Origin of the sequence: Kocuria rhizosphaerae (assembly GCF_044462265.1) — a bacterium.
Lineage (GTDB): Bacteria > Actinomycetota > Actinomycetes > Actinomycetales > Micrococcaceae > Kocuria > Kocuria rhizosphaerae.
In genome coordinates this window covers 1-26,994 of the sequence record NZ_JBISWL010000056.1, presented here as the reverse complement: position 1 = coordinate 26,994, position 26,994 = coordinate 1, and the positions used below count along the sequence as shown (strand labels likewise).

Genomic DNA, 26,994 nt, shown 5'->3' with positions numbered 1-26,994 from the left:
CGCGGCGGGGTCCGGATGCCCCGGCGTCAGACGGCCGGGGCCAGTGCACCTCGCGTCCCGTCGCCTTCCTCCGCGGCGGCGAGCACGGCCCGGACGCCATCGGCGCCGAGCCCGGAGGCCTCGGCCAGCACCGCCAGGGCCACGCCGTGGGAGGCCGCCTGACGGAGGGCCCGGTGCAGCTCGCAGACCGCCTGGTCCAGGGCCCAGCGCGCCGACTCCAGGGCCGCGTCCACGGGTTCGACGTCGAAGCCCACCCCGATCTCCCCGTCGGACTCCGCGGCGTCGTCGAGCACCTGGTCGAGCGTCCACTCGGCGGACTCGACCTCGCCGGCGGCGGTGAAGACGCGCTCGACGAGCACCGGGTGGTGGAACCTCACCTCCCCGTCGACGGCCTCGACGTCAGGCGCCAGGGCCCCCTCGTCCGGGAGCTGGAGGAGGGGGACGTGGACGCTGTCCGTCGCCGGGGGCGTCGACTGCTGGGGCACTGCCTTGCTCATCTTCGGACCTTCCTCGACATGCTGGTGGTGCGGGTCCCGGGGCAGGGCGCTGCCCGCAGCCCCGGCCGTGGGGTACATGCAACTCCAGGGGAACGGCCATGTCCAGCAGCCGCAGCAGCCGATTGCGGGGAGCGGATCGTGCCCTCGTCCCGGGTCCTTCCCAGGGGACCACCCGGCCGATCTGCGCGACCAGGATCCGCCGGTGAACAGCACGCGAACATCGGCCCCGGCGGAGGTCCAGGGACCCTCGTCCGGTGATCTCCCAGGCTGTGACGTGCGACAACAATGGTCCGCACCGGTGGACAGGGGCGTGCCCCGGCTCCTAGGGTGCCAGGAGGGGCCCGAGGGGGATCCGGGCCCCGGAGCAGGCTTCCCACCCTGTGCCACCACCAGCTCCGCCGGCGCGCCCGGGGCCCGACCCGGCCGCGCGCCGCCGTGCGGAACTCCGCGAACCACTCCCCGAACGCACGACCGCCCGGCCCCCGCCGGCGGTCGATCCCTCGTGCGCCCTCCCACCGGAGACCCCGACCCCATGAGCAGAACCGAAACCCCCGCACCCCGTGCCGCCGGCACCGCCCGCAGCTCTGCGGCCACCGGGCCCGCTGACGCCGCCGCGACTGCGCCGGTCGCGCCCGGGACCGCCCGCCGGACCTCCGTCGCACCCGGCGCCGCGCACCGCGCATCCGCCGCACCCCGGGAAGCGGGTCCCGGCGCTCCCACCCGCAGGCCGCGCCTCGTCGCGGTGGACGTCGCACGAGGGATCGCGCTCGTCGGCATGATCGCGATCCACGTGCTGCCCGTCCACGACGCCGTCACCTTCGAGTCCACGCTGCAGTGGGAGCTGTTCGCCGGTCGCGCTGCGGCGCTGTTCGCGCTGCTGGCCGGGCTGAGCCTGGCGTTCTCGTCCGGCGGCCGCACGCCGCACCGCGGCCGCGAGCTGGCCGCCACCCGCGCCGGACTGGTCGTACGGGCCCTGCTCATCGCCACCGCGGGGCTGCTCGTCAACGAGGCCATGCCCTCACCGGCCCCGGCGGTGGGCATCCTGGTCTACTACGGCGCCTTCTTCCTGCTCGCGATCCCCCTGCTGAGCCTGCGCCGCCGGACCCTGGCGGTCTGCGCCGTGCTCTTCGCCGTGCTGGGCCCCGTGCTGGTGCACACCGTGGGCTCCGCCCTGCCCCAGCCGGAGACCTCCAACCCGACCGTGGGCAGTGTGCTCGCCGACCCGGCGGCCGCCCTCGCCCAGCTCCTGCTGACCGGGACGTACCCGGCCCTCCCCTACCTGACGTATCTCTGCGCCGGGCTGCTGCTGGGGCGCCTGGACCTGCACGAGGTGACGGTCGGCGTCCGCACGGCCGTCGTCGGAGGGGTCCTGGCCGTGGGGTCCTGGGCCGTCTACCGGGGGCTGGTCCTGCAGGGCGGCGGCTACGAGCAGCTGAGGCGGCACACCCCCGGACTGACCCGGGAGCAGATCGACGAGATCCTCGTCTGGGGCCCGAGCCCCGACCTGCCCACGTCCACGTGGTGGTGGCTGCTCACGGCCGGCCCGCACAGCAACACCCCGGTGGCCCTGCTCATGGACCTGGGCACGGGGCTGGCCGTGCTCGGCGCGCTGCTCGTCCTGGTGCGGACCGGCCGGCTCTGGGCCGTGCCGGCGGCCATAGGCTCCATGACCCTGACCCTCTACGCCGCCCACCTGCTCGCGCTGGCCACCGAGGCGCACTACGACCAGCGCGCGCCGTGGTTCGCCGCGCACGTCGCCGCCGCCGCCGTCCTCGCGGTGCTCTGGCGCCGGTTCCTCGGCCAGGGTCCGCTCGAGCGCCTCGTCGCGGTCGCCGTGCGGGGCACCCGCCGGGCGGTCCTGGCCGGCGGACGCGCACGGGGGCCTCACCAGCCGTGGCCGGGGAGCTGCCGCCGGAGGTGAGGACCCGCCGGAGGTGAGCCGACGCGGTCGCCGTCCGGGTCCGGCCGTCGTCGTGCGGTCGGACGGGACGGTCGGACGGGACGGTCGGACGGGGCGGTCGGACGGGGCGGTCAGGCGACGGGGACGACGGGCTCCTCCACGGGCCGGGTCCGGGCGGCGCCGGTCCTGGCGTGGGTGGCGTAGAGGGTGAGCCCCACGAAGGTCAGCCCGCCCACGAGGTTGCCGAGGACCGTGGGGATCTCGTTCCAGACGAGGTAGTCCATGACGGAGAAGTCGCCGCCGAGCAGGATGCCGGAGGGGAACAGGTACATGTTCACGACCGAGTGCTCGAAGCCCATGTAGAAGAAGAGGAGGATGGGCATCCACATGGCGATCACCTTGCCGGAGACGCTCGTGGACATCATCGCGGCGACCACGCCGGTGGAGACCATCCAGTTGCACAGCACGGCGCGGATGAACAGGGTGAGCATCCCGGCGGCGCCGAACTCGGCGTAGCCGACCGTGCGGCCCTCGCCGATCTCGCCGATCTGCTGACCGATCTCGTTCGGGGGCAGGGAGAACCCGTAGGTGAAGATGACCGCCATCATCAGCGCCACGGTGAACGCGCCGCCGAAGTTGCCGAGGAAGACCAGGCCCCAGTTGCGCAGCACCGAGCGCACGGTGACGCCGGGGCGACGGTCGATCAGCGCCAGCGGCACGAGGGTCATCACGCCCGTGAGCAGGTCGAAGCCCAGCAGGTAGAGCAGGCAGAAGCCGACCGGGAAGAGCAGGGCGCCGGCGAGCGGCTGGCCGGTCTGCACCGTGACCGTGACGGCGAAGGCGGCGGAGAGGGCGAGGATGGCCCCGGCCATGAAGGCCCGGATCAGGGTGTCGCGGGTGGACATGAAGACCTTGGCCTCACCCGCGTCGATCATCTTCGTGACGAAGTCTGCTGGTTTCACATAGGACATCGGGACTGCTCCGTGGGGACGGGGACGGGTGAGGAGGCGCCGGACCCGTCGGCGGGCCGGCGCCCCGTGGGGATCCAGTCTGGGCGCCGGATGTTTCCCCGCTGTGTCCACCGGCGCACCGGGGGATCAACTCGTGCTCACCGGACGGCGGGCGGCTCGTGCGGGTCGGGCCGCCCCGCCCCCACGGGACGCTCCGCTCAGGCCTCGGCCCGGCGCACGAGGCGCTCGGCGTGGCGGATCAGGGGCTCGTCGACCATCTGCCCCCGGAACGTGAAGACCCCGCCGGCGCGGCGGGCGGCGGCCAGCAGCTCGCGGGCGGCCGCGACCTCCTCGGGGTCCGGGCGGTAGGCGGCCCGGACGGTGGCCACCTGACCGGGATGCACGCACGCGGTGGCGGCGAAGCCGACGGCGGCCGCGTCCAGCACCTCCTCGCGCAGGCCGTCGAGGTCGCCGACGTCCAGGTGCACCGCGTCGATCGCGGGCTTGCCGGCGGCGCCCGCCGCCAGCAGGACGGCGGATCGGGCGTGCCGGGCCACGTCCCGGTAGCCGCCGTCCGGCCGGCGGGACGAGCTGCCGCCCAGGGACGCCACGAGGTCCTCCGCGCCCCACATGAGGGCCACGACGTTGTCCGTCCGGGCGATCTCCGCGGCGTTGACCACCCCCTCCGCGGTCTCGCACAGGGCGACGACGCGGTCCAGGCCCTGCCGGGCGACCTCCGCGAGCTGCCGTGCCGAGGCCGCCTTGGGCAGCATCACGGTGCTGTACCCGGTGCGCCCCAGGGCCACGAGGTCGCGGTCGAGGTCCTCGGTGCCGGCGGCGTTGACGCGCACGACCGTGCGGGCGGGGTCGAGAGGGGTCGCCACGAGGGCGTCGCGGGCGGCCGCCCGGGCACCGGGGGCCACGGCGTCCTCGAGGTCGAGGACCACGACGTCCGCCCGCTCCGCGGCCTTGCCGAAGCGGTCGGGGCGGTCGGCCGGGCAGAACAGCAGGGCGGGGCCGAGCACGAGGCCGCCCGTCACGGCGTTCCCGGGCCGGGCAGCTCCGGCGCGGCCTCACGCGACCACACGAGCACGGACCGTGTGCACCGGGCGACGACGACGCCGTCCTGGTTGCGGCCGGTGTGCCGGAGGCGGACGATCCCCTGGCCCGGCCGGGAGGCCGAGAGACGCTTGTCCAGCAGCTCGGAGGAGGAGTAGAGCGTGTCCCCGTGGAACAGCGGGTGCGGGAACGCCACGTCCTCGAGGCCGAGGTTCGCCACGATCGTGCCCAGGGTCAGCTGCCCCACCGAGGCCCCCACGAGGGTCGAGAGGGTGAACATGGAGTTCACGAGACGCCGGCCGGCGGGCTGCCGCGCGGCCCAGGCCGCGTCCAGGTGCAGGGGCTGGGTGTTCATGGTGAGGGTCGTGAACAGGACGTTGTCCGTCTCCGTCACCGTCCGGCCCGGGGCGTGCTCGTAGACCGTGCCCGCCTCGAACTCCTCGTAGAAGAGCCCGCGCTGGCGGACCACCCGGCGTTCCTCCTCCACAGCGGCCTCCTCGCCGTCCCGGTCCACGGTTCCCGGTTCCCGGCCCGGTCCCGGGGTCACAGACCCAGTTCCCGGGCGATGAGCATCAGCTGCACCTCCGTGGTGCCCTCGCCGATCTCGAGGACCTTCGAGTCCCGGTAGTGGCGGGCCACGCGGATCTCGTTGAGGAAACCGCAGCCGCCGAAGACCTGCGTGGCGTCGCGCGCGTTGTCCACGGCGGCCTCGGCCGCCACGACCTTGGCGATGGCCGCCTCGGTGCGGAAGGGCCGGCCGGCGAGCAGCCGTGCGGCCGCGTCCCGGTAGGCGAGGCGGGCCGTGTGCGCCCGGGTCTGCATGCGGGCGATCTTGAAGGCGATGGCCTGGTGGCCGCCGATGGGCCGGCCGAAGGCCGTGCGCTCCCGGGCCCGGCGGACCGCCTCCTCCACGCACCCCTGCGCCGCACCGGCGGCGAGCGCCGCGAGGGCGATGCGGCCCTCGTCGAGGACGGACAGGAAGCCGGCGTGGCCGCGACCCTCCTCCCCCAGCAGGTTCTCCTCCGGCACGCGGACGTCCCGGAGGGTGAGCGGGTGGGTGTCCGAGGCGTTCCAGCCGACCTTGTCGTAGGCGGGCTCCGCGCGGAACCCGGGGGTGTCGGTGGGGACGAGGATCGCGGAGATCTCCTTCCGGACCCGCCCGTCCGGCCGCTCCGCGGTGCCGGTGACCGCGGTGACGGTGACCAGGCGGGTGATGTCGGTGCCGGAGTTGGTGATGAACGCCTTCTCGCCGTCGACCACCCACTGCCCGTCCTCCCGCCGGGCGGTCGTGCGGGTGCCGCCGCCGTCGGAGCCGGCCTCGGGCTCGGTCAGCCCGAAGCCCGCGAGCGCGCGCCCCGAGGCGAGCTCGGGCAGCCAGCGCTGCTTCTGCTCCTCGGAGCCGAACCGGGCGATCGGCGCGGCGCCGAGGCAGACGGCGGCCTCGAGGGTGATGGCGACCGACTGGTCGACCCGGGCGAGCTGCTCGATCGCCACGCACAGCGCCAGGAGGTCGCCGCCCGTTCCGCCGTACTCCTCGGGGAAGGGCAGTCCGAACAGGCCCAGCTCCGCCATCTGCGCCACGAGGTCGTAGGGGAACGTCCCGGCGGCGTCGTGCCCGGCGGAGACCGGGGCGACCACCTCGTCGGCGAAGGCCCGGACGGTGTCGGCGAGGCGCTGATGGGCCTCGGGAAGCTCGGTGTTCATGGGCTGTGCTCCTCTGCGCTGGGGCGGTGGGGCGGGGGTCCGGCGGCCGGGGCGTTCTCGTGCGCCGGCGGGCCGGCGGGCAGGCCCTCGGGCCGGGCGGCGGGGGCGTCGTCGGGGACCACGCGGGCGAGCAGCTGGTGGAGCCGGACGACCTCCCCCTCCCGCACGAGGACCTCGACGGTCCCGGCGGTGGGGGCGGTCAGCCGGAGCTCCATCTTCATGGCCTCCACGACGACGACCGCCTCTCCCTCCCCGACGCGCTCGCCGGTGGCGACCGGCACCGCGACGACCGTGCCGGGCATCGGCGAGTGCAGCTCGGGGGCCGCGGTCCCGGCCGTCCGCTCGAGGGCGGCGAGCGTGCGCTCGAGCAGCCGGGCCCGGTCCAGGACGGCGAGCTCGAACGCGGCGCCGCCCTCCCCGATCCAGACGCTGCTCCCGTCGGGGGCGGCGGCGAGGTGGACGGTCCGTGCCGTGCCCCCGGTCTCGAGCAGGTGGGCGTGCGGCCGGCCCGGGAGGGGCGTCAGGCGCACGGAGCCGTCGACGACGACGCGGCGCGGCTGCTCGAGACCGTGGGCCAGCCTCAGGGCGGGGTGGGCGCGGCCGGTGGGCCGCCAGCCGTCCGCGCGTCCCCACGGGCCCGGGTCGCCGGACGGGGACCGGCCGGCGGGGCGGCGCTCCTGGAGGAAGGCCGCCGCGGCCGCGAGGTGCGTCTCGTCGGGGGCGGTGAACCGCAGCTCGGGCAGCCGTCGCTCGATGAGCGTGGTGTCCGTCTCTCCCGCCCGCACGGCCGGGTCGCCGACGAGCGCGCGCAGGTACTCCGTGTTCGTGCCGACCCCGAGCACGACCGTGTCCGCCAGGGCGAGGTCGAGCCGGTCCAGGGCCTGCTCGCGCGTCGCACCCCAGGCGACGACCTTGGCGAGCAGCGGGTCGTAGGCCGACCCCACCGTCAGGCCCTCGGCCAGGGAGGAGTCGACGCGGATCCCCGGACCGGAGGCCTCCTGGAGCGCGAGCACGGTCCCGGCGGTGGGCAGGAACCCGCGCGCGGGGTCCTCGGCGTAGAGCCGGGCCTCCACCGCGTGGCCGGTGAGCACCACGTCCTCCTGGGCCAGGGCCAGGGCCTCCCCGGCGGCGACGCGCACCTGCTGCTCCACGAGGTCCAGGCCCGTGACCAGCTCGGTCACGGGGTGCTCGACCTGCAGGCGCGTGTTCATCTCCATGAACCAGAAGGTGTCCGGGCGCTCCGCCGGGACGAGGAACTCCACGGTGCCCACCCCGGTGTAGCCCACCGAGCGGGCCACCCGGCAGGCTGCCTCGCCCATCCGCGACCGGGTGGCGGGGTCCAGCAACGGCGAGGGGGCCTCCTCGACGACCTTCTGGTGGCGGCGCTGCAGGGAGCACTCCCGCTCCCCCAGGTGCACCACGGTCCCGTGGGCGTCGGCGAGGACCTGCACCTCGATGTGCCGCGGCCGCTCGACCAGCCGTTCGATCAGCAGGGTGTCGTCCCCGAAGGCCGCGGCGGCCACGCGGCGGGCCGCCGCGAGAGCCTCTCGCAGCTCTCCGGGGGCACCGACAACGTGCATCCCCTTCCCGCCGCCACCGGCCGAGGGCTTGAGCAGGAGCGGGTAGTCCATCCCGGCGGCGGCGGCCACCAGGGCGTCGTCGTCGAGCCCGGGCTCGCAGACCCCGGGGACCGTGGGCACCCCGGAGGCCGCCACGTGCCGCTTGGCCCGGATCTTGTCGCCCATGATCTCCAGGGCCTCGGCGCCGGGACCGATGAGGACGATCCCGGCCGCCGCGCAGGCGCGGGCGAAGGCGGCGTTCTCCGAGAGGAAGCCGTAGCCGGGGTGGATCGCCCGGGCGCCGGTGGCCCGGGCGGCCTCGACGACGGCGTCGACGCGCAGGTAGCTCTCGGCCGGCGCGGCCGGGCCCACGCACACGGCCACGTCCGCCTCGCGCACGTGCGGCGCGTCGCGGTCGGCCTCGCTGTAGACGGCCACCGAGCGGATCCCCAGGGCCCGGAGCGTGCGCAGGACGCGGCGGGCGATCTCCCCGCGGTTGGCGACGAGCACGACGTCGAACAGGGCCACGGCGCTCACATCCTGAACAGCCCGAAGGCGGTCTCCGGCAGGGGGACCCGGGAGCAGACCTCCAGGGCCAGCCCGAGCACCTCCCGGGTGTCCGAGGGAGCGATCACGCCGTCGTCCCACAGCCGGGCGGTGGAGTACCAGGGGCTGCCCTGCTCCTCGTACCGCTCCCGGACGGGCGCCATGAACGCCTCGCGCTCCGCCGGACCCCACTCCTGCCCGAGGGCCGCCATCCGGTCCGCCCGCACCGTGGCCAGCACGGAGGCGGCCTGGGCCCCGCCCATCACCGAGATCCGCGCCTGCGGCCACAGGAACAGGAACCGCGGGGAGTACGCGCGCCCGCACATCGAGTAGTTGCCGGCCCCGAAGGAGCCGCCGAGGACGACCGTCAGCTTCGGCACGCGGGTGGTGGCGACGGCGGTGACCATCTTGGCCCCGTGCTTGGCGATGCCCCCGGCCTCGTAGTCGCGGCCCACCATGAACCCGGTGATGTTCTGCAGGAACAGCAGCGGGATGCCGCGCTGGTCGCACAGCTGGACGAAGTGCGCGCCCTTGAGGGCCGACTCCCCGAAGAGCACGCCGTTGTTGGCGACGATCCCCACCGGATGGCCGTGCAGCCGGGCGAACCCGGTGACGAGCGTGGTCCCGTACTCGGCCTTGAACTCGCCGAAGCGGCTGCCGTCCACGAGCCGGGCGATCACCTCGCGCACGTCGTAGCCGGTGTTGGGGTCCACGGGCACGGCGCCGGGCAGCTCGTCCTCCGCGACGGCCGGGGCCTCGGGATCGCGGACCGTCCACGCGCGGCCGGCGGGCGGCGGCAGGGTCGCCACGACGTCCCGGACGATCTCGAGGGCGTGGACGTCGTTCTCCGCGAGGTGGTCGGCGACCCCGGACGTGCGGGCGTGCAGCTCCCCGCCGCCCAGCTCCTCCGCGGTGACCTCCTCACCGGTCGCGGCCTTCACGAGCGGCGGGCCGCCCAGGAAGATCGTGCCCTGGTCCCGCACGATCACGGTCTCGTCGCTCATCGCGGGGACGTAGGCGCCCCCGGCGGTGCACGAGCCGAGCACCGCGGCGACCTGCGGGACCTTCGCCGCGGAGAGGCTCGCCTGGTTGAAGAAGATCCGGCCGAAGTGGTCGCGGTCCGGGAAGACCTCGTCCTGCAGCGGCAGGTACGCCCCGCCCGAGTCCACGAGGTAGACGCACGGCAGCCGGTTCTGCAGGGCGATCTCCTGGGCCCGCAGGTGCTTCTTGACCGTCAAGGGGTAGTAGGTGCCGCCCTTGACCGTGGCGTCGTTGCACACGACCATCACCTGCCGCCCGTGGACCAGACCGATCCCGGCGATCAGCCCGGCCCCGGGGCACTCGCCGTCGTACAGCCCGTCCGCCGCCAGGGCACCGATCTCCAGGAAGGGACTCCCGGTGTCCAGCAGGTGGTCCACGCGCTCGCGCGGCAGGAGCTTCCCGCGGGCCACGTGCCGCTGCCGGGCCGGCTCGGGCCCGCCCCGCGCCACCCGCTCCAGGCGGCGCCCCAGGTCCTCGGCCAGCGCCCGCTGCGCCGCGGCGTTCGCGGCGAACCGCGCGCCGGTCGGATCGACGAGGGTGCTCAGCACACGCATCCGTACCTCCGTCCGGCCGGCACCGCGGGGTGCCGTTGCTGGCAGTCTCGGCTCCCCGCCCGACGAGGTCAAGGAGGCGCGGGCCCGGACGGGCGGCCGGGGACGTCATGCTCGGCCGGACGTGACCCCCGTCACGTACCATGGGAAGCAGTGCCAGCCGACCTCCGCCGCCCCTCGGGAGGAGCGCCCGTGGACCTGCCCGACGACGACCTCTCCTACCACTTCGGGGAGACCGAGCCGCCCCTGCTGCGCCAGACGATCCCCGAGAACCTGGCCTGCACCGCCGAACGGTTTCCCGAGCGGGACGCGCTGGTGGACCTCGGGAGCGGCCTGCGCTGGAGCTGGGCCGCGTTCCACCAGGACGTCCGGGCGCTGGCCACCGGGCTGCACCGCCTCGGGGTGCGGACCGGGGAGCGGATCGCCCTCTGGGCGCCCAACACGAGGGAGTGGCCGCTCGTGCAGTTCGCCGCGGCCGAGATCGGGGCGATCCTCGTCGCCGTCGACCCCGCCCACCGGCCGCACGAGCTGCTGCACGTCCTGCGGGAGTCGGGCGCGGCCACCGTGGTGGTGCACCCGCCGATCGGCGCCGCGGACCTCCCCGGGATGCTCGAGCAGGTGCGCCCCCGCTGTCCCGCCCTGCGCCGGGTCGTGGTCATGGGCAGCCCCGGGTGGGACGCGCTGGTCTCCACCACGGCCGACGAGGCCCTGCTGGCCGGCGTCCGGGCCGGCCTGGACCCGGAGGACCCGATCCTGCTCCAGTACACCGCCGGGACCACGGGCACCGCCCGGGGAGCGACGCTCAGCCACCGCAACGTGCTCAACAACGGCTACCTGACCGGGGAGCTCCTGGCCTACACCGAGCGCGACCGGGTCTGCCTGCCGGTCCCCTTCCACCACTGCTTCGGCTCGGTCGCCGGGACCCTCGCCGCCACCACGCACGGCGCGTGCGTCGTGATCCCGGCACCGGCGTTCACCGCGGCGTCGACGCTGGCCGCCGTGGAGCTGGAGTCCTGCACGAGCCTGTGCGGAACGCCTGCGATGTTCGAGGCCGAGCTCGCCCTGGCCGGCGACGAGCAGTACGACCTCTCCAGCCTGCGGACCGGGCTCGTCACCGGCTCCGCCTGCCCCGAGGCCACGGTCCGGGCCGTGGTCGAGCGGCTGCACGTGGCCGAGCTGAGCGTCTGCTACGGCACGACCGAGGCCTCGCCGGTGGCCACCCAGACCCGCCGGGACGACCCGCTCGAGCGCCGCGCCGCCACGGTCGGCCGGGCGGGGCCGCACCTGGAGGCGAAGGTCGTCGACCCCCTGACCCGGCGGACCGTGCCCCTCGGGACGACGGGCGAGTTCTGCACCCGCGGCTACAGCGTCATGCACGGCTACTGGGACGACCCCCGCAGGACCGCCCAGGTCGTCGACCACGAGGGGTGGCTGCACACGGGGGACCTCGCCGTCATGGACCGCGAGGGGTACGTGCGGATCACGGGCCGGATCCAGGACGTCGTCGTCCGGGGCGGGGAGACCGTGCACCCCCGGGAGGTCGAGGACTTCCTGCTCACCCACCCCGACGTCGTCGAGACGCACGTGATCGGCGTGCCGGACGCGACGTTCGGCGAGGAGGTCGTCGCCTGGGTCCGGCTGCGCTCGAGCGCCCGGCCCCTCACGGCCGAGGCGCTGCGCGCCTACTGCGAGGGGCAGATCGCCCGGCACAAGATCCCCCGCCACGTCCACGTGGCCGACGCGTTCCCGCTGACCGCCACCGGGACCGTCCGCCGGGCGGCACTGCGCGCCGAGTCGGTGCGGATCCTGGACCTGGCACCCCCGGACCCGGCTCCGTAGGAGCCCCCGCCGACGTCGTCGGGCCCGGGACCGCCGGCCCTTGAACGGCAACCACATGGTTGCCTATCATGGAGGGGTGGACGCCGTCTTCCAGGCGCTGGCGCACCCCGTCCGGCGGATCCTCGTGGTGGAGCTGGCCGAGCGCAACGACCAGACCCTCTTCGAGCTCACGGTGCGCCTGATCAGCAACCACGGCCTGACCATGACGCGCCAGGCCGTGGCCAAGCACCTGGCCGTCCTGCGCGACGCCGGCCTGGTGACCGCCACCGCCCAGGGCCGGACCACGGTCCACCACCTGGACACCGCCCCCCTGACCGCCGCCCGGACGTGGCTCGACGCCATTCCGCACACCTCGGAGGAACCGTCATGATCATCACCACCGCGAGCGTCTTCGTCGACGATCAGCAGAAGGCCCTGGACTTCTACACCACGAAGCTCGGCTTCCGGCTGAAGAACGACGTGCCGGTCGGAGCGTTCCGCTGGCTGACCGTCGTCTCCCCGTCGGCGCCGGACGGGGTGGAGCTGCTGCTCGAGCCCTCCGAGCACCCGGCCGTCCGGCCGTTCAAGGAGGCACTGGTGGCCGACGGCATTCCGTTCAACAGCTTCGGCGTCGAGGACGTGCAGGCCGAGTACGAACGGCTGACGGCCCTGGGCGTGCGCTTCGTCCAGCAGCCGGCGCGGATGGGCCCGGTGACCACCGCGGTGCTCGACGACACGTGCGGCAACCTCATCCAGATCGCCGCCATGGCCGCCCCGGAGCCGGGCACCGCGGCGTGAGCGCCGGGGCGCGGACGACCGCTCGGCACCCGGTGCGGCGAGTTCCCGGAGCCCCGCACGGGCCCGCTGACGTCCTGCGCTGACGTCCAGCTCGGCCGGCTCAGCGCGAGCCCGGCGGTCGCCAGTCCAGGACGGGGGCCATGGCTCCGACGACCACCCGGGCGGGCACACGGGTCACGATCCTGCCGGAGAGGTCGCGCAGGCGCGTGCCCACCGCCCCGGAGGCCTGCGTCAGGCGCGCGGCGGACCGGGAACGGGCGGCGACGCGGGTCGTGCGCGGCAGCCGGAGACCGGTGTAGCGCTCGAGGGCGGCCGGCAGCGGCGTGCCGGCGGCGAGGGCGGCCAGGGTGACCGCGTCCTCCAGCGCCTGGCACCCGCCCTGGCCCAGCTCGGGAGTCATCGCGTGGGCGGCGTCGCCGAGGAGGGCGACGCGGCCCACCGCGAGGCGCGGCAGGGGCGTGACCAGGTCGAGGATGTCGTGGTGCAGGACCTGCCCGGGCCGCAGCCCGCCGAGGATCTCCGGCACGGGGTCGTGCCAGTCGCCGAAGCGGAGGCGCAGCTCCTCGGCCTCGTCCTGGTGGGCGGTCCCCGGCGGGGCGGTGGCGGTGGCGTAGCAGTACACGCGGTGGCCGGCCATCGGCAGCACGCCGAAGCGCCGCCCGCCCGGCCCCCACGTCTCCGAGCCCTGTGCACCGGCCGGAGCGGGCGCGAGCAGGCGCCACGCGGTGTAGCCGGCGTAGACGGGTCCGGGATGGGCCGGGAACAGGGAGCTCCGCAGGCCGGAGCGGATGCCGTCCGCGGCGACGACGAGGTCCGCCTCGACCTGCTCGCCGTCCGCCAGCCCGACCCGGGCCGGCTCGCCGGTGACCGGATCGCCGGGCGCCACGCCCTCGACGGGACTGCCCGGCCTCAGCGCACCGGGTGGCAGCAGCCCGCCGAGCAGCCCGACCAGCTCGGCCCGGGCCAGGACGACCAGCGGGTCCCCGAACCGGGCCGTGAGCGCCCCGGCGAGGTCGGTGCGCCCCAGCCACCGGCCGTCGGGGCGGCGGATCCCGGTCCCGGCGCCCCGGACCGACCGAGCCCGTACGGCGTCGCCCACGCCGAGCACGTCCAGCGCCCGCAGCGCGTTCGGCCACAGGCTGATGCCGGCTCCGACGGGCTCCAGGGCCGGCGCCCGGTCGTGGACGGCCACCTGCCATCCGGTGCGGGCCAGGGCGGCGCCCGCCGCCAGTCCGCCCACGCCCGCTCCCACCACCACCGCACGTCCGGCCACGGCGTCCACCTCCGATCCCCCACGGTGTCGCTCCTCCGGGGCCGCCCGGCGCGGATCCGGCCGGGGCCGCCCGGGACCGGCCGCCGGGCTCGGCAGCTAGGCCCGGAAGGAGGCGATCATCGCGCGGATCTGCCGGTGCTCCTCGGAATCGGTCCAGGCCCGTGCCGCCTCCAGTGTGGGGAAGTCGTGCAGCGAGCTGAAGATGACCGTGCGGTACGTGATGCCGTTGGGCGCCACCACGCCGGTCTCGACGAGCCCGAGCCCGTACATGACGTGGGGCAGCATCCCGGTGGGGGGCGGCACGTCCGCGTCGGTCAGGGACGTCACGTGGCGCACGTTGTCCCGCCAGCCGTAGGCGTTGCGCAGCTCGGGGGAGGCGGTCAGGTCCATGGCCACGGTGCGCACCACGAACTCCCCGCTGTTGGACAGCGGCACGGCCCCCGGCACGTCCCCGAGGTGGGTCACGGGAGGCATCGAGCAGTCGGGACCGCACTCCGCGCCCCACGCCATGAGGACCGTCAGATGACCGACAGGAGCGCCGTCCTCGCCGACGACCGTCACCGTGCCGCCCACGTCCGTGAACTCCCCGTCGACCGACCACGTGGCGGGCATCTCGAACGCGAACGCCGCGTTCGCGGCGGTGCCCGTGTGGGTGACGAGCGGCGCGGGACCGGGGGGTTCCGTGGGGGCGGCCGTGGGCTCTCCGGTCGGCGACCCGGTGGGACCCGCGGAGGCGGTCGGCGTGGCCGGCACCGAGGGCGACGCCGTGCCCGGGGAGGCCGTGGGCGTCCCCGTGGCGGTCGCGGTCGCCGTCGCGGTGGCGGTCGCGGCGGGGCTCGTACCGCCCGGGGCGGGTTCGTCGTCGGGCGTCGTGCCGCAGGCTGCGAGGAGCAGCGCGACCGCCGTCCCGGCCGCCAGGGCCCGGACCGGTCGGAGCAGGATGGGTGACATGTGCGGGACCTCCATCGCGGAGCGCGGGATGCGAGCCCTCGCCCGGTACGGCTCCGAGGACTGCAATCTACGCACACCCGGGCCGCCGGGCAACGGTCCGGAACCCCTCGCCGTGGACCGCCCGTACCTGGGACCATGGAACCGAGCACCCGAGCAGCACGGCCGGTGCCGGACCGGAGGAGACCATGGACCTGAACGGCGCGAAGATCCTCGTGGTGGGGGCGACCGGTGTGCTGGGGCAGCGGCTGTGCGAGCAGCTGAGCCGGCGCACCACCGACATCGTGGTGACCGGACGCTCCGCGGCGGCCGCGGAGGAGCTGCGGAAACGGCTCGGACTGCGTGCGGCCCACGCCCTCGACCTCGTGGACCACGACGACGCCGCGGCCGTGGTGCGGCGGGCCGCCGAGGAGCTGGGCGGCCTCGACGCCGTGGTGCTCGCAACCGGGGTCGCCGCCTTCGGCCCGGCCGCGGAGGAGGACGAGGCCGTGGTCGAGGAGCTCTTCGAGGTCAATGCCCTCGGGCCCATGGCCGTCGTCCGCGCCGCCCTGCCGCACCTGCCCGACGGCGGGGCGATCGCCGTGCTCACCGGCGTGGTCGCCGAGCTGCCGCTGGCCGGGATGGCCGCCTACGCCGCGAGCAAGGCCGCCATGGCCTCGTGGCTGGGCTCCCTGCGGAGGGAGCTGCGCCGTCGCCGCATCGCGGTGGTGGACGCCCGCCTGCCCCACATGGACACGGGCCTCGCCGACCGCGCGCTCACCGGCCGACCGCCCACCCTGCCGCCCGGCCACGACGTCGACGACGTCGTCGCCGCCGTCGAGCGCGGGCTGGAGACGGGCGTGCACGAGGTCCGCATGGACTAGACGCCCCGCACGCGCGGGCGGTGGACCCCGGCCACGGCGCGGCACCCACGGCGGACCCGCACCCCGAGCCATCGACCCTCCCCGTCGGGCAACGGTGCACAGTGGGTCACGACACACGCACCCCAGGAGGTCACCATGACCGCAGCAGGACCGTCCGACGTCGACCTGGCCGTCATCGGCTCCGGCGGCGGCGCGTTCGCGGCCGCGATCCGGGCCACGGCGCTCGGCCTGAGGGTCGTCATGGTCGAGCGCGGCACGGTCGGGGGCACGTGCGTGAACACCGAGTGCGTGCCCTCCAAGGCGCTGCTGGCCGCCGCCGGCGCCCGCCACACGGCCATGGACGCCGACGGCCGGTTCCCCGGGCTCAGCACGTCGGCCGCCCCGGTGGACATACCCGGGCTGATCGGCGGCAAGACCGACCTCGTGGACGCCGTGCGCGCGGGCAAGTACGTGGACCTGATCGACGACTACGGGTGGGACCTGCGCCGGGGATCCGCCGCCTTCACGGGCGGCGCCGAGGACCCGGCGCTGGCGATCACGGACGGGGACGGAGCCGTCGGGACGGTGCGGGCCCGCCACTACCTGGTCTCCACGGGCTCACGGCCGTGGGCGCCACCGATCGACGGCCTGGACGGCGTCGACCACCTCACCTCCACGACCGCGATGGAGCTGCAGGAGGTGCCCGATTCCCTGGTCGTCCTCGGCGGGGGCTACGTGGCCCTGGAGCAGGCCCAGCTCTTCGCCCGGCTGGGCTCGAAGGTCACCGTGCTGGTCCGCTCGCGGCTGCTCTCGGGCGAGGAGCCCGAGGTCTCGAGGACGCTCACGGGCGTGTTCGCCGACGAGGGCATCCGGGTGGTCCTCCGGGCCACGGTCGAGTCGGTGCGCACCGACAGCACCACGGGGGACGTCGTCGTGAGCGCCACCACGAGGGCCGGACGCGAGGAGCACACCGCCGCCCGGCTCCTCGTGGCCACCGGCCGCCGGGCGGTCACCGACGGTCTGGGCCTGGAGAACGTCGGGGTCGCCACCGGGGAGCGCGGTGAGATCCTCGTGGACGACACGCTGGCCACCACCAACCCCCGCATCCGGGCCGCCGGGGACGTGACCGGGCACCCGCAGTTCGTCTACGTCGCCTCCGCCCACGGCGCTCTCGCGGTGGAGAACGCCTTCGACGACGCCGGCCGCCGGATCGACTGCTCCCACCTCCCCCGCGTCACGTTCACCTCCCCTGCCGTGGGCGCCGTGGGGATGACCGACGAGCAGGCCCGTGCCGCGGGGATCCGGTGCGAGTGCCGGGTCCTGCCCCTGGACCACGGCCCCGACGGCCCCGACGACACCGAGTGCGAACCCGACCCGGAAGACGAGGTACAGAGATGACGGAGCACTTCGACGTGGCCGTGCTGGGCATGGGACCCGGCGGCGAGGTGGCGGCGGGCCGATTGCTCGCCGCCGGCCGGAAGGTCGCCCTGGTCGAACGGGAACTGATCGGCGGGGAGTGCGCCTACTGGGCGTGCATCCCCTCCAAGACCGTCCTCCGGCCGCCGGAGGCCCGGACCGCGGTGCGGCGGGCCGCCGGGGTCTCCGGCGCGGAGCTGGACTGGGCCGCGACCCGGGACTACCGCGACGTCATGGCGCGGGCCCTGGACGACTCGGCCCAGGCCGCGGACTACACGGAGCAGGGCGCCACGGTCCTCCGCGGTGAGGCCAGGATCATCGGGCCCGGCCGTGTCCGTGCCGGACACGGAGAGATCACCGCCGAGCACCTCGTGGTCGCCACCGGCTCCGAGGCCGTGGTCCCGCCCGTGGCGGGTCTCGAGGAGATCACCACCTGGACGAACCGTGAGGCGTACACGGTCAGGGACCTGCCCGAGCGCGCGGCGGTCGTCGGCGGCGGGGCCGTCGGGGTCGAGACGGCCACGTTCCTCGCACGCTTCGGGGTCGAGGTCACCCTCGTCCACCGCGGGGATCGGCTGCTCGAGCGCGAGCACCCGCGGGTCGGGGAGCTCGCCCGGGACCGCCTGGCCGCGGCCGGCGTCGCCGTCCGGCTCAACGCCTCCGCGGACCGGGCCCGCCGCGAGGGCGACGACAGCGTCCTCGAACTCGACGACGGGCACGAGGTGGCCGCCGACGTCGTGGTCCTCGCCACCGGACGCCGGCCCCGCACCGACGGACTGGGCGCCGAGGACGCCGGGGCCGGCCTCGGCGAGCGCGGCGAGGTCCTCGTCGACGAGCACTGCCGCGCCGGAGAGAACCTGTGGGCGGTCGGCGACGTCACCGGGGTGATGCCCTTCACCCACGTGGCCAAGTACCAGGGACGGATCGCCGCCGACGCGATCCTCGGCCGGCCGCGCCCTGCCGACTACGAGGGCATCCCCCGGGTCGTGTTCGGCGACCCCGAGATCGCCGCGGCGGGGCTCACGCCGAAGCAGGCGCAGCGGCGCGGGATCCGCACCGCGTCCGTCGAGCTGGACCTGGCGCAGTCCCTCGCCCGGCCCTGGACCTACGAGCAGGACCCGGGCGGGCATCTCGGCCTGCTCGCCGACGCCGACCGGAAGGTGCTCCTCGGGGCGTGGGCCGTCGGCCCCATGGCCGGCGAGTGGATCCACCAGGCGTCCCTGGCCGTCCGCGCGCAGCTGCCCCTGGAGACCCTGCGGGACCAGGTCGCCCAGTTCCCCACCTACCACGAGGCCTACCAGGCGGCCCTGGAGCAGCTCGACGTGTAGCGGAACGACCGGGAAGCAATCCGCCAACGGCTGCCGCGGCCGCCCCGGGGAGATCCTCGACAGGCTCCGGTCCATCCGGCACGGCCAGGACGCCGGGGGCCCGGCCGAATGCTCGGCCGCGCGCGGAAGGGCGGGCCGCACGGTCGAGCCGTGATCCGGTCGTGGACCGGGACCAGCGGCATGTCGAGCCCGCTCGCGAACGGGGACGGGAGCGCATCCGGCCCCGCCCCGGTGTCCGGAACCTCCGCCGCGTTGTGTGTCCTGGATCGCAGAACCCCGCCCGGGGCCGTCCTACGGTGAGGCCGCAGGTACTCCGCACGAGAGAAGGGCAGTCCGATGTCGGCAACACACGCAGCCAACGGCACCACGCACCACGGGCGCACCGCCACCACCGTGAAACGGCGGATCACCGCCGGCGTCATCGGAGGTCTGGCCGGAGGCCTCGTGTTCGGCGTCCTCATGGCGATGACGGGCATGCTGCCCATGGTCGCCGCTCTCGTCGGCGGTGAGTCGGCGGTACTCGGCTTCGGCGTCCACCTGGTCTACGGGCTTGTCCTGGGCCTGGTCGCCGTCCCCGTCCTGAGGGGGCGCGGATGAGCGAAGGCTGCGGCGACGAGATCGCCCGCGGGTCCCGCTTCACCCCGGCGCCGCCGGTCCGGCTCACCCACGAGCAGCTGGCCGGGCTCCTCGGCGCCACCCGCGAGGCCACCAGCAAGACGATGGCCGACTTCGCGGCGCAGGGTCTCATCCGGCAGGGCCGCGGGAAGATCGTCGTCAAGGACGTCGACGCCCTGCGCGCCATCGCCCGCAGGACCTCCTGAACACCGTCACGCCGCTCCCCCGAGCGTTCGCCCAACGCCTCCCCACGCTTCCCGATGGAAGACCGAACCCCGCACGGACCCGACGACAGGAAGGCACCGCCCATGGCACGCATCCCCACCCACACCGTCGACTCCGCACCCGAGCCCGTGCGCGAGGAGCTCTCCGCGCTGAAGGAGCAGTTCGGGAAGGTCCTGAACATCCACGGGGCCATGGCCCACTCCCCCGTGGTCCTGCAGTCCTACGTGGCCCTGCAACAGGTGATCGGCGACTACGGCACCTTCGACGCCGCCACCCGTGAGTCCGTCGCCCTGGCCGTCGGCAATGTCAACGAGTGCACGTACTGCCAGTCCGCCCACACCGCCGGTGCCAAGGCTGCGGGCCTGAGCGAGGCGCAGACCGTGGCCATCCGCAACCACGAGGTCGACTTCGACCCCAGGCTGGACGCGCTGCTCGCCGTGGCCCGCGAGGCGACCGGCCGGCAGGGCACCGTGGCCGAGGCCACCTGGCAGGCTGCCCTCGACGCGGGGTGGACCGACGCCGAGCTGGCCGAGCTCTCGGCGCACGTGACCCTCAACCTGTTCACCAACTACTTCAACCACATGATCGGGACCGACCTCGACGTCCCGGCCGCCCCCGGCCTCTAGCAGGGGCCGGCACGAGTCCCCGGACCGCTTCGTGCTCTCCGCCGCACCGGTGCACGTGAGCGCCCGGCACGCACGCTGACAACGACCCCCGCGAGCGACCGAGTCCCCACCCGACCACCGACTCCCCCGGTCGGCTTCGTCCCCCCAGCCGGCGCGGTGGGTGATTGAAGCCGGCTGGGGGAGCAGGCGCACAGAGCCGCGAGGGCATGGGGAGCCGCCGCACAGAGCCGCGAGGGCATGGGGACTCGGCCTGGTGGGTGAGCCGTCGGCGCCGCGGGCCGTCCGGGATCCGGGATCTGCGGCGAGCGCCCGGGAGCCGCGGGCTCTACCGTTGTCCCATGAGCACACCGATCATCAGCGCCCGGGGGCTGAGCAAACGCTTCCGCGGTCCCGGCGGGCGGACGGTCGAGGCGGTCAGCGACCTCACCATGGACGTCGCCGCGGGCTCCCTGACCGCGTTCCTCGGCCCCAACGGCGCCGGGAAGTCCACGTCCCTGCGCATGCTGACCACGCTGCTGCCCCCCACGGGCGGCACGGCGACGGTCTGCGGGCACGACATCGTCCGCAGCGCCTCCCAGGTCCGCGCCCGGATCGGCTACATCGGGCAGAAGAACGGCGCCGGGCACTACCAGCGGGTCCGGGACGAGCTGATCAGCCAGGGAGCCCTCTACGGGCTGGGCCGGGCGGAGACCCGCCGCCGCGTGGACGAGCTGATCGAGGCGCTGGACCTGGGCGAGTTCGTCCGGCGGCCCACGATCAAGCTCTCCGGCGGCCAGCGCCGCCGGGTGGACATCGCCCTCGGCCTCATCCCCGGTCCCCAGCTGCTGTTCCTGGACGAGCCCACGACCGGGCTGGACCCGCAGTCCCGGGCGCACCTGTGGGAGCACATCCTCGACCTGCGCCGCCGCTACGGCACGACCCTGTTCCTCACCACCCACTACCTCGACGAGGCCGACCAGTTCGCCGAGCGGGTGCTGGTGGTGGACCGCGGGCGCATCATCGCCGACGACACCGCATCCCGGCTCAAGACGGACCTCGCCGGGGACCGGGTCACCGTGACCGTGGACGCCGGCCCCGCGCCGGCGGTCGAGGCGGTCCGGCGCGCGGCGGCGGTGGCCGGCGCCGTCGACGTCGTCCCGGAGGCGGGACCGGCCGCCGGCGGCGGCACCCGCGTCGTCGTCGCCGTCGAGCACGGCGACCGTGCGCTGCCCGTGCTGCTGCGGGAGCTCGACCGCGCCGGCTGCCACGTCCTGGCCGCGGAGCTCGCCCGTCCCACCCTCGACGACGTGTTCCTGCGGCTGACCGGCCACAGCCTGCGGGAGGAACGCTCGTCCGGGGCCGGTCCGGACGTCGAGGACGCCGACGTGGAGGTGGCACGATGAGCGCCCGGACCGTGGACGCGCCGGCCCGTCCCGCCGGGTTGCTGCACGACTCGTTCAGCGTGTTCGTGCGTGAGCTGCGCCCCCTGGTGCGCGATCCGTTCAGTGTCGTGTTCTCGCTCATGCAGCCGCTGATGTTCCTGGCCTTCTACGGCCCGCTGCTGGGCGGGATGACGGGGCAGCCCATCGCCGAGGCGTTCCAGTGGTTCGTGCCGGGCATCGTGGTGATGATCGCCCTGTTCGGAACGGCGATGACCGGCTCCAACCTGCTCTTCGAGATCCAGTCGGGAGCGCACGAACGCATGCTCGTGGCACCGGTGGCACGCTCGGCGCTCATGGTGGGACGGGCCTGCAAGGAGATGGTCCCCCTGGTGCTGCAGGCGCTGGTGATCTCCGGCGTCGCCGCGTTCTTCGGGTTCCGCCCGTCCCTGACCGGCATGGTCGTGGGCCTGGCGGTGCTCGCGGTCTTCGGGGTGGGGCTCGGGGCGCTCAGCTACGCGCTGGCCATCGTCTCCCGGAGCCGGGACTGGATGTTCTGGACGGTCCAGCAGGGGCTGCTGTTCCCGCTGATGCTGCTCTCCGGGATGCTCCTGCCCCTGGACGCCGGCCCCCGCTGGATGCAGGTGCTCTCCCGGTTCAACCCGCTGACCTACATGGTCGACGCCGAGCGGGCCCTCTTCAACGGCCGGTTCGCCGACCCGTCCGTGCTGCCGGGTGTCCTGGCGGCGGCGGTGCTGGCGTCGTTCGGGCTGGCGGTCGGGATCCGGGCCATGCGGAACAGCATCTGAGCCGCGGCGGTCCGGCCGCGGCTCAGAGCCACCGCTTCCACTTGAAGACGCCGAAGAGGGACACGCCCATCGTGAGCATCGCCAGCAGCGCGAGGGGATAGCCCAGGGGCCACGCCAGCTCGGGCATGTGCTCGAAGTTCATCCCGTACACCGTGCCCACGAGGGTCGGGGCGAAGATGATGGCCGCCCAGGAGGAGATGCGCTTGACCTCCTCGTTCTGCTCCAGCGCCGACTCGGTGAGCCGACGCATCTCGTCGTTCTGCCGCTGCCCCACCAGGGTCGCGTGGACGGTGAGGGCGTTCTGCAGCAGCGCCCGGAAGGCGTCCGCGCGCTCGGCGACCCGGAGGGCGTGGTCCTGGACGTCCCGCAGTCGCTGCTGCAGGTCCTCGTCCAGGCGGTACTTCGCCGCGCCGTCCTGCAGGGAGCCGAGCATGGTCACCAGCGGGTGGACGGCCCGCTGGAACTCGATGACCTCGCGGGAGAGCTCGTAGACCCGCCGGGAGACGTCCCGGTCGGCGCCGAAGATCTCGTCCTCGATCTCGTCGATGTCGTTCTCGAGTCCCGCCACCACCGGCGCGTAGCCGTCCACGACCTCGTCGAGGATCCCGTAGAGGACCGCCTGAGGACCCATCCGCAGCAGTCCGGGAGAGGACTCCAGGCGCCGGCGGACCGCCGCGAGGTCGGGGGACTCGGCGTGGCGGACGGTCACCACGAAGTCGGCTCCCACGAAGACGTGCAGCTCCCCGAACTCGACCTTCTCGACGTCGTCCAGGTAGCGGGCCGGGCGCAGCACGACGAAGAGCGTCTCCCCGAACCGCTCCAGCTTGGCGCGCTGGTGGCCCTTCAGCGCGTCCTCCACCGCGAGGTCGTGCAGCCGGAACTCCGCTGCCACGGAGTGGACCTCGGGCGGCTCGGGGCGGTAGAGCCCGATCCAGGCCATCCCGCCGCGCTCGCGCATCACCTCGTACGTCGAGTCGAGGTCCTCCGGGGCGGACGCCCGCCGGCCCTCCACGTACACCACGTTGTCCACGAGCGTCACCGCGTGCCGCCTTCCGTCCTGCCGTTCCGGGTCCCGCCCATCATGACAGGACCGGCCGCCCGTCAGCCCTTCACGGCGCCGCCGGTCAGGCCCGAGACGATGAAGCGCTGCAGGAACAGGAACATCGCCACCACCGGGATGGCGGCCAGGATCGCCCCGGCGGTGAACACGCCCCAGTTCTCGCCGAACTGCACCGCGACGAACTGGTAGAGCCCCACGGCCAGGGTGTACTGGCCCGGGTCCTGGAGCACGATCTGTGCGAGCAGGAAGTCCGAGAAGGACGTGATGAAGGACAGCATCCCGACGACCACGAGGATCGGCGTGACCAGCGGCAGGATCATCGTCCAGTAGATCTGGGCGTGCGAGGCGCCGTCCATCTCCGCGGCCTCGTCGAGGTCCTTGGGGATGGTGTTGAAGAAGCCGTACATCAGGAACGTGTTGGCCCCCAGCGCCCCGCCCAGGTACACGGCCACGAGGCCGAGCCGGGAGTTCAGCCCCATGAACGGGTAGACCTCGGAGATCGCGAAGAGCAGCAGGAAGATCGCCACGAAGGCCAGCAGCTGCGGGAACATCTGGATCACGAGCAGCGCCAGCAGCCCGCCCTTGCGCGACCTGAAGCGGAACCGCGAGAACGCGTAGGCCGCCGCCGCGCCCATGAGCACCGTGCCCACCGCCGTGGTGACGGAGACGAACATGGAGTTCGCGAACCAGGTCAGGTACGGGTTCTGCGGGTCCGTCAGCAGGTTCGTGTAGTTGGCACCCGTCACGTCCGAGAACAACCGGTTGGACCCCAGGAGCGACCCGGAGGCCGAGAGGGACGCCGAGAGGGCGTAGACCAGCGGGAAGAGGGCGAAGACGCACGCCGCGATCGCGGCGAGGTGCTTCCACCCGCCGCCGGTGGGGCGACGGCGCCTCCGGGGCGCCCCGGTCCCGGCGCCCTGGGGCCGCAGCGTGTCGGTCGGCTGGACGGTGTTCGAGGGTCCGGTGGACGGCGCGGCCGTGGCGGCGGCCCAGGGGGCGCGGTTCGTGCCGGTGTTGCCGGGGCGGTCGCCCGGAGTGGGTGTGGTGGGAGTGGACATGTCAGCTGATCTCCTCGAGAGCCTTGCTGCGGCGGAACGTCAGCGCGGAGATGACGGCCACCATGATGAAGATGAGGATGGACAGGGCGGAGGCCAGACCGTAGTCGTTGTTCCCGCCGGCGAACGCGATCTTGTAGACGAACGAGATGAGGATGTCCGTGGCACCCACGCCGGTCGTGGACTCCAGGTCCTGGGGTCCACCGCCGGTCAACAGGTAGATCACGTTGAAGTTGTTGAAGTTCATGGCGAAGGACGCGATGAGCATCGGCCCCACCGCGACCAGCAGCATCGGCAGCGTGATCGCCCGGAACTGGCGCACCGGGCCGGCGCCGTCCATCTCCGCGGACTCGTAGAGCTCTCCCGGGATGGCCTGGAGGGCGCCGGTGGTCACGAGGAACATGTACGGGAAGCCGAGCCAGAGGTTGACGAGCACGACGGAGAGCTTGGCCATCCAGGCGTTGTCGAGCCACGGCACCGCGGTGCCGCCCAGCACGACCTCGTTGACGAAGCCGAAGTCCGTGTTGAGCAGACCCGCCCAGATGAGGATGGACAGGAACGCCGGGAACGCGTACGGCAGGAAGATGATGGCGCGGTAGATGTTCCGGAACCGCAGCTTCACGTCGTTGAAGAGGATCGCCAGCAGCAGGCCCAGGAAGAACGTCAGTGCCACCGAGAGGATCGCGAAGGCGAAGGTCCACAGCGTCACGGAGACGAACGGGCCGCCCAGGACGGCGGGGTCGAAGATCGCCCCGAAGTTGTCCAGGCCCACGAAGACCCGCCAGCCCGGTCGCAGGGCCTCGCCGTCGGGGTCGACGAAGGCGCCCTCGCCGTTGTTCGCGTACACCGTGCCGTCGTCGGCGACCATGGCGTCGGCCGCCTCGTCGTAGACGAGCGTGGGCTCGTAGGCGTAGGCGGTCCGGCCGTCGTCGGTGCGCAGCACGCCCTCGGCCTCCTGCTCGCCCACGGGCACCCGCAGGTCCGACAGCTCGCCGGCGGCGGCCACGACACCCCCGTAGTCGAGGATCTCGTAGCCGGGGGCCTCGGCGACCCGGCCGTCTGCCGCGGTCGCGCCGTCCAGCGGGGCCAGCGGCTGGTCGGCCGTCCCCACGAGCACCTGGCCGTCGCGCACCGTGGCCAGGGCGAGGCCGTCCTCGCCCTCGAGCACCGTGACAGGGTACGCGTCGGTGCCCTCGATCCGCTGCTCGTAGGTGGTGGTGAGCTGCGTGACGGCCGCGTCCTTGGTGGCGTTGTGGCCGTCGCCGTAGTTCGTGAACGCCGTGGCGGCCGTGTAGATCACCACGAAGATCTGGAAGACGAGCAGGAAGATCAGCCCGGGGAACAGGTACTTGGCCGGGAGGAGTTTGCGCGTCGGCAGGAAGTAGACGAGGTCGGCGACGATCAGGGCGACGACGAGGAACGCCAGGATTCCCCAGCTGCCCGCCGCCCAGGCGGCGAGGATGCCGTAGAGCCCGAAGGCGTTGATCAGGGCCATGAGGATCAGCTTGACCACGAAGCCCAGGCCGAATCCTCGGGAGTGCGACCGGCGGAGGTCGAGGGGCTCGCCGAGTCCGGCGCCTCCGCGCGGCTGTTCGGGGGCAGTGGTCCCGCCCGGTGCGGTGGTGCTCGTGCTCATGAGATCTGTCCTTCGATGTTGTCGATCATGCGGTCCCACAGCTCCACGGGGTCCCCGCGGCCGTCCACGATGGCGTTCTCGGTGGTGCCCCAGAAGCTCCACACCGCTCCCATCTCGGGGATGGCCGGCATGGGCAGACCCGTCTCGGCGATCTGCGCGTAGGCGGAGCGCAGCGGATCACCCTCCATCCGGTCCACCGCGACCGTGCTGGCCGGGGGCCGGCCCGTGCTCTCGTACAGGGCGGACTGGGTCTCGGGGCGGGTCAGGTAGTTGGCGGCGAAGTCCTGGGCCGCGATCGGGTTCTGCGCGTTGGCGTTGACGAAGAACGCCTGGACGCCCACGAACGGGCGGGCCTCCTCGTCCCCGGCCGGCGGCACCGGGAGGACGCTCACGTCCATGCCGGCGGCCTCGATGTCGGCCAGCTCCCACGGCCCGCCCAGGTGGAACGCCGACTGGCCGTTGAGGAAGGACTCCTTGGCGATGTCCGGGGTCATGGACGTCCGCAGGTCACCGGTCCGCCCGAGCTCCGCGAGGTAGCGGGCGAACTCGTGGCCGTCCTCGCCGCCCATCGTGAGGGTGCTCGTGTACTCGCCGTCCTCGGTGCGCTCGAACACCTCCGCTCCGAAGGAGGTCTGCAGGGAGTAGAGGTGGTACGGGTCGCCGGTCTCGGGGGACTGGCTGACCGTGAACGGGTACTCGATGCCGCGTTCCGTCATGATCCGGTGCCCCTCGGCCCGCAGGTCGTCGAACGTGGCAGGCTCCGCCGTGGTGAGTTCGTTGTTGCGCAGCAGCGCTACGTTCTCGATCGCGAACGGTACGCCGTAGCTCACGCCGTTGAAGACGACGGCCTCCCGGGCGTTCTCGGTGAAGTCCTCCGCCCGCTCCCCCAGCTCCACGGGGGCGACGACGCCGTTGGCCGCGAGCTGGCCGAGGTTGTCGTGCGGCGAGACGAGGATGTCCGGGGCCTGCCCCGTGGGGGACTGCGAGATGAAGTTGGAGAGCGTCTGCGCGTTGACCTCGCGCTGGACGAACTCCACCGTCACCCCGGTGTCCGCGGTGAAGTCCTCGGCGACCTCCTGCAGCACCGGGATCTCGCCGGTGCCGGCCTGGATCTTGATGCTGCCCGGCCCGCCGGCCAGGCCGGCGACCCCGGCCGTGGGCGCCGACGAGCACCCGGCGAGCAGGAGCACGGCACCGACGGCGACGGCCGCCCGGTGAATGTGTTTCATGGTGTCATTCCTCAGTGTTGTCCGTGGTCACGCGGGAAGTGCTGCGGGTCCGGCCGGGTCAGCCGGGGAGGCGGTTGCCGGTGGCGGCGTCGAAGAGGTGGACGTGGTCGAGGTTCGGGGTCACCCAGATCGTGGATCCGCCCCTGGGTGG

The 26,994-nt window shown here is 74.0% G+C and carries 24 protein-coding genes and 1 pseudogene; 12 read left to right on the top strand and 13 right to left on the bottom strand.

Translation table 11 applies throughout. The features are described 5' to 3' along the window. Positions 1-26: 26 nt before the first annotated feature. Positions 27-497, bottom strand: a complete 471-nt coding sequence (locus ACH9EU_RS06765) for a hypothetical protein (protein WP_396413177.1) — start codon at positions 495-497, stop codon at positions 27-29. 742 nt (positions 498-1,239) lie between these two features. Between ACH9EU_RS06765 and ACH9EU_RS06760 the strand changes: the two genes are divergently transcribed. Continuing rightward, positions 1,240-2,418: a heparan-alpha-glucosaminide N-acetyltransferase domain-containing protein gene (locus ACH9EU_RS06760; RefSeq protein WP_396413176.1), complete on the top strand. Its 1,179-nt coding sequence runs from the start codon at positions 1,240-1,242 to the stop codon at positions 2,416-2,418. Between the two features lie 110 nt (positions 2,419-2,528). Here the strand turns inward: ACH9EU_RS06760 and ACH9EU_RS06755 are convergent, their stop codons facing one another. The 6 genes from ACH9EU_RS06755 to ACH9EU_RS06730 form a co-directional block, all read right to left on the bottom strand. After that, the gene (locus ACH9EU_RS06755) at positions 2,529-3,368 is read right to left on the bottom strand and encodes a formate/nitrite transporter family protein (RefSeq protein WP_396413175.1); all 840 of its coding nucleotides are present in this window, start codon (positions 3,366-3,368) and stop codon (positions 2,529-2,531) included. 197 nt (positions 3,369-3,565) lie between these two features. Then, positions 3,566-4,387 carry an aldolase/citrate lyase family protein gene (locus tag ACH9EU_RS06750; RefSeq protein ID WP_396413174.1) on the bottom strand — a complete coding sequence of 274 codons (822 nt, stop codon included), beginning with the start codon at positions 4,385-4,387 and terminating at the stop codon, positions 3,566-3,568. Further along, positions 4,384-4,875 carry a MaoC/PaaZ C-terminal domain-containing protein gene (locus tag ACH9EU_RS06745; RefSeq protein ID WP_396413189.1) on the bottom strand — a complete coding sequence of 164 codons (492 nt, stop codon included), beginning with the start codon at positions 4,873-4,875 and terminating at the stop codon, positions 4,384-4,386. Before ACH9EU_RS06745 ends, ACH9EU_RS06750 begins: the two co-directional genes overlap by 4 nt. Positions 4,876-4,949: 74 nt before the next feature. Next, positions 4,950-6,110, bottom strand: a complete 1,161-nt coding sequence (locus ACH9EU_RS06740; RefSeq protein ID WP_396413173.1) for an acyl-CoA dehydrogenase family protein — start codon at positions 6,108-6,110, stop codon at positions 4,950-4,952. After that, entirely contained in the window at positions 6,107-8,206 is a 2,100-nt protein-coding gene (locus ACH9EU_RS06735; RefSeq protein ID WP_396413172.1) for an acetyl/propionyl/methylcrotonyl-CoA carboxylase subunit alpha, read from the bottom strand. The genes ACH9EU_RS06740 and ACH9EU_RS06735 overlap by 4 nt, the downstream gene beginning before the upstream one ends. Further along, positions 8,203-9,810: a carboxyl transferase domain-containing protein gene (locus ACH9EU_RS06730; protein WP_396413171.1), complete on the bottom strand. Its 1,608-nt coding sequence runs from the start codon at positions 9,808-9,810 to the stop codon at positions 8,203-8,205. The genes ACH9EU_RS06735 and ACH9EU_RS06730 overlap by 4 nt, the downstream gene beginning before the upstream one ends. Positions 9,811-9,999: 189 nt before the next feature. Between ACH9EU_RS06730 and ACH9EU_RS06725 the strand changes: the two genes are divergently transcribed. From ACH9EU_RS06725 to ACH9EU_RS06715, 3 genes are all read left to right on the top strand, one after another. Further along, a complete protein-coding gene (locus ACH9EU_RS06725; protein WP_396413170.1) occupies positions 10,000-11,646 on the top strand; it encodes an AMP-binding protein in 1,647 nt (548 codons plus the stop codon). A 76-nt stretch (positions 11,647-11,722) separates the two neighbouring features. Continuing rightward, on the top strand, positions 11,723-12,016 hold the full coding sequence (locus tag ACH9EU_RS06720) for an ArsR/SmtB family transcription factor (protein ID WP_396413169.1): 294 nt from the start codon (positions 11,723-11,725) through the stop codon (positions 12,014-12,016). Further along, complete coding sequence (locus ACH9EU_RS06715) at positions 12,013-12,423, top strand: VOC family protein (RefSeq protein WP_396413168.1); 411 nt, start codon at positions 12,013-12,015, stop codon at positions 12,421-12,423. The genes ACH9EU_RS06720 and ACH9EU_RS06715 overlap by 4 nt, the downstream gene beginning before the upstream one ends. A 100-nt stretch (positions 12,424-12,523) precedes the next feature. On the opposite strand, the gene ACH9EU_RS06710 is transcribed toward ACH9EU_RS06715, so the two are convergent. Next, the gene (locus tag ACH9EU_RS06710; RefSeq protein ID WP_396413167.1) at positions 12,524-13,696 is read right to left on the bottom strand and encodes an FAD-dependent monooxygenase; all 1,173 of its coding nucleotides are present in this window, start codon (positions 13,694-13,696) and stop codon (positions 12,524-12,526) included. Positions 13,697-13,792: 96 nt separating this feature from the next. After that, positions 13,793-14,647, bottom strand: coding sequence for a hypothetical protein (locus tag ACH9EU_RS06705; protein ID WP_396413166.1), 855 nt, complete (start codon positions 14,645-14,647; stop codon positions 13,793-13,795). 185 nt (positions 14,648-14,832) lie between these two features. Between ACH9EU_RS06705 and ACH9EU_RS06700 the strand changes: the two genes are divergently transcribed. The 8 genes and pseudogenes from ACH9EU_RS06700 to ACH9EU_RS06665 all read left to right on the top strand — a co-directional run bounded on the left by ACH9EU_RS06700 (position 14,833) and on the right by ACH9EU_RS06665 (position 21,863). Beyond that, positions 14,833-15,507: an SDR family NAD(P)-dependent oxidoreductase gene (locus ACH9EU_RS06700; protein WP_396413165.1), complete on the top strand. Its 675-nt coding sequence runs from the start codon at positions 14,833-14,835 to the stop codon at positions 15,505-15,507. Between the two features lie 135 nt (positions 15,508-15,642). Next, a pseudogene (locus ACH9EU_RS06695) lies at positions 15,643-16,827 on the top strand (FAD-dependent oxidoreductase); the annotation flags it as partial. A gap of 53 nt (positions 16,828-16,880) precedes the next feature. Then, complete coding sequence (locus tag ACH9EU_RS06690) at positions 16,881-18,230, top strand: FAD-dependent oxidoreductase (RefSeq protein ID WP_396413164.1); 1,350 nt, start codon at positions 16,881-16,883, stop codon at positions 18,228-18,230. A 336-nt stretch (positions 18,231-18,566) separates the two neighbouring features. Further along, positions 18,567-18,827 carry a hypothetical protein gene (locus tag ACH9EU_RS06685; RefSeq protein ID WP_396413163.1) on the top strand — a complete coding sequence of 87 codons (261 nt, stop codon included), beginning with the start codon at positions 18,567-18,569 and terminating at the stop codon, positions 18,825-18,827. Continuing rightward, positions 18,824-19,051: a helix-turn-helix domain-containing protein gene (locus ACH9EU_RS06680; RefSeq protein WP_396413162.1), complete on the top strand. Its 228-nt coding sequence runs from the start codon at positions 18,824-18,826 to the stop codon at positions 19,049-19,051. Before ACH9EU_RS06685 ends, ACH9EU_RS06680 begins: the two co-directional genes overlap by 4 nt. Positions 19,052-19,153: 102 nt before the next feature. Next, positions 19,154-19,696, top strand: coding sequence for a carboxymuconolactone decarboxylase family protein (locus ACH9EU_RS06675; RefSeq protein WP_396413161.1), 543 nt, complete (start codon positions 19,154-19,156; stop codon positions 19,694-19,696). A 338-nt stretch (positions 19,697-20,034) separates the two neighbouring features. Then, positions 20,035-21,078, top strand: coding sequence for an ATP-binding cassette domain-containing protein (locus tag ACH9EU_RS06670; protein WP_396413160.1), 1,044 nt, complete (start codon positions 20,035-20,037; stop codon positions 21,076-21,078). Next, complete coding sequence (locus ACH9EU_RS06665) at positions 21,075-21,863, top strand: ABC transporter permease (RefSeq protein ID WP_396413159.1); 789 nt, start codon at positions 21,075-21,077, stop codon at positions 21,861-21,863. Before ACH9EU_RS06670 ends, ACH9EU_RS06665 begins: the two co-directional genes overlap by 4 nt. 22 nt (positions 21,864-21,885) lie before the next feature. Here the strand turns inward: ACH9EU_RS06665 and ACH9EU_RS06660 are convergent, their stop codons facing one another. From ACH9EU_RS06660 to ACH9EU_RS06645, 4 genes are all read right to left on the bottom strand, one after another. After that, entirely contained in the window at positions 21,886-22,902 is a 1,017-nt protein-coding gene (locus ACH9EU_RS06660) for a magnesium and cobalt transport protein CorA (RefSeq protein ID WP_396413158.1), read from the bottom strand. Positions 22,903-22,964: 62 nt separating this feature from the next. After that, on the bottom strand, positions 22,965-23,981 hold the full coding sequence (locus ACH9EU_RS06655) for an ABC transporter permease subunit (protein ID WP_396413157.1): 1,017 nt from the start codon (positions 23,979-23,981) through the stop codon (positions 22,965-22,967). Position 23,982: 1 nt separating this feature from the next. Next, positions 23,983-25,614, bottom strand: a complete 1,632-nt coding sequence (locus tag ACH9EU_RS06650) for an ABC transporter permease subunit (RefSeq protein WP_396413156.1) — start codon at positions 25,612-25,614, stop codon at positions 23,983-23,985. Then, positions 25,611-26,843, bottom strand: a complete 1,233-nt coding sequence (locus ACH9EU_RS06645; RefSeq protein WP_396413155.1) for a sugar ABC transporter substrate-binding protein — start codon at positions 26,841-26,843, stop codon at positions 25,611-25,613. The genes ACH9EU_RS06650 and ACH9EU_RS06645 overlap by 4 nt, the downstream gene beginning before the upstream one ends. Between the last annotated feature and the right edge of the window lie 151 nt (positions 26,844-26,994).

Bases quoted from the DNA above. Each gene is read 5' to 3' on its own strand.
- ACH9EU_RS06675 (WP_396413161.1), top strand. From the start codon at position 19,154: ATGGCACGCATCCCCACCCACACCGTCGACTCCGCACCCGAGCCCGTG.
- ACH9EU_RS06680 (WP_396413162.1), top strand. From the start codon at position 18,824: ATGAGCGAAGGCTGCGGCGACGAGATCGCCCGCGGGTCCCGCTTCACC.
- ACH9EU_RS06690 (WP_396413164.1), top strand. From the start codon at position 16,881: ATGACGGAGCACTTCGACGTGGCCGTGCTGGGCATGGGACCCGGCGGC.
- ACH9EU_RS06715 (WP_396413168.1), top strand. From the start codon at position 12,013: ATGATCATCACCACCGCGAGCGTCTTCGTCGACGATCAGCAGAAGGCC.
- ACH9EU_RS06700 (WP_396413165.1), top strand. From the start codon at position 14,833: ATGGACCTGAACGGCGCGAAGATCCTCGTGGTGGGGGCGACCGGTGTG.
- ACH9EU_RS06765 (WP_396413177.1), bottom strand. From the start codon at position 497: ATGAGCAAGGCAGTGCCCCAGCAGTCGACGCCCCCGGCGACGGACAGC.
- ACH9EU_RS06645 (WP_396413155.1), bottom strand. From the start codon at position 26,843: ATGAAACACATTCACCGGGCGGCCGTCGCCGTCGGTGCCGTGCTCCTG.
- ACH9EU_RS06755 (WP_396413175.1), bottom strand. From the start codon at position 3,368: ATGTCCTATGTGAAACCAGCAGACTTCGTCACGAAGATGATCGACGCG.
- ACH9EU_RS06650 (WP_396413156.1), bottom strand. From the start codon at position 25,614: ATGAGCACGAGCACCACCGCACCGGGCGGGACCACTGCCCCCGAACAG.
- ACH9EU_RS06670 (WP_396413160.1), top strand. From the start codon at position 20,035: ATGAGCACACCGATCATCAGCGCCCGGGGGCTGAGCAAACGCTTCCGC.
- ACH9EU_RS06685 (WP_396413163.1), top strand. From the start codon at position 18,567: ATGTCGGCAACACACGCAGCCAACGGCACCACGCACCACGGGCGCACC.
- ACH9EU_RS06655 (WP_396413157.1), bottom strand. From the start codon at position 23,981: ATGTCCACTCCCACCACACCCACTCCGGGCGACCGCCCCGGCAACACC.
- ACH9EU_RS06740 (WP_396413173.1), bottom strand. From the start codon at position 6,110: ATGAACACCGAGCTTCCCGAGGCCCATCAGCGCCTCGCCGACACCGTC.
- ACH9EU_RS06705 (WP_396413166.1), bottom strand. From the start codon at position 14,647: ATGTCACCCATCCTGCTCCGACCGGTCCGGGCCCTGGCGGCCGGGACG.
- ACH9EU_RS06730 (WP_396413171.1), bottom strand. From the start codon at position 9,810: ATGCGTGTGCTGAGCACCCTCGTCGATCCGACCGGCGCGCGGTTCGCC.
- ACH9EU_RS06665 (WP_396413159.1), top strand. From the start codon at position 21,075: ATGAGCGCCCGGACCGTGGACGCGCCGGCCCGTCCCGCCGGGTTGCTG.